The organism is Candidatus Hakubella thermalkaliphila (assembly GCF_013281975.1).
Lineage (GTDB): Bacteria > Actinomycetota > Humimicrobiia > Hakubellales > Hakubellaceae > Hakubella > Hakubella thermalkaliphila.
Genome location: NZ_BLRZ01000305.1, coordinates 1 through 1,027 on the forward strand (window position 1 = coordinate 1; position 1,027 = coordinate 1,027).

Genomic DNA, 1,027 nt, shown 5'->3' on the forward strand with positions numbered 1-1,027 from the left:
TCTCCTCTTCAGTCTTGTTATTACCGTGAAAGTAGATCTTGTGAGGAGAAAATCCAGATCGGAGAGCCACATAAAGTTCCCCTCCGGTGGAGACATCCACAAAAAGCCCCTCCTCCCGAATGATCTGGCATACCGCCAGAGCGCCAAAGGCTTTAGCGGCATAGATGATCTCAGCATCCTCCTCCAAATGGCGGAAAGCCTGTACGTATTGCTGACATTTAGCTCTGATTGTCTCTTCATCCACCACAAAGAGAGGGGTGCCGTACTTGTAAGCCAGGTCAACCAGATCACATCCCCCCACTTCCAGATGACCCCGTCGGTTAATGGCAGTAGTTAATGGATATGGCATATCTAAAGCTCCTCCATCCTCCATACTAGAGATCTGAGAAAAAACCCTGGGTCCGGCTTCCACTTTGGCCCAGGAGAGCACTACCACACTCTCCCAGAGCTGGAGCCTCAAATCCACGAAGGCGATCCTCGGACCGGGCTGGACAGAGGCTACCAAACTCAGTCAGGTTAGAGCCTCCCTGGGCCCCATAGCAATTGCAAATTGCTCTTTTTTATAACACATATGCAGCAAAATTCAAAGGGGTCAGAGACTGGCTTTTTGGTTTCAACCCCTTGCCTGATAAACCCCTCGACACAATTTGTAAGGAATATATTAGTATTTCCTTACCTATGAGCGGACAACTTACATCCAGAGGTGATATACCGATGAAAGAGATCATCTCTACCATCACCAGTAAGGGTCAGCTCAACATCCCAGCAGAGGTGCGTAAACACCTTGGTCTCAAGACCAGAGATAAGGTTATGTTTGTGGTTGAAGAGGAAGGGGCGGTACGCCTCTCCCCTCCTCGCTATCCTGACCTTGCCTCCGTTCGTGGTGCCGCGGGTTCTTTAAAAAAGCCGTTATCTTGGCAAGAGGTTCGAGAGATCGCCCGTGAAGACCACCTCAAAGATAAATACCAAGACAAACTATGAGCGACCCCCTCATTGATACCGATGTAATCATTCGTTTCCTCACCAA

General features: G+C 49.2%; 1 protein-coding gene and 1 pseudogene. One reads left to right on the forward strand and one right to left on the reverse strand.

The features are described 5' to 3' along the window. A pseudogene (locus tag HW443_RS11760) lies at positions 1–466 on the reverse strand (hypothetical protein); the annotation flags it as partial. 77 nt (positions 467–543) lie between these two features. Between HW443_RS11760 and HW443_RS11765 the strand changes: the two are divergent. Continuing rightward, positions 544–981: an AbrB/MazE/SpoVT family DNA-binding domain-containing protein gene (locus tag HW443_RS11765; RefSeq protein ID WP_176235370.1), complete on the forward strand. Its 438-nt coding sequence runs from the start codon at positions 544–546 to the stop codon at positions 979–981. Positions 982–1,027: the final 46 nt, after the last annotated feature.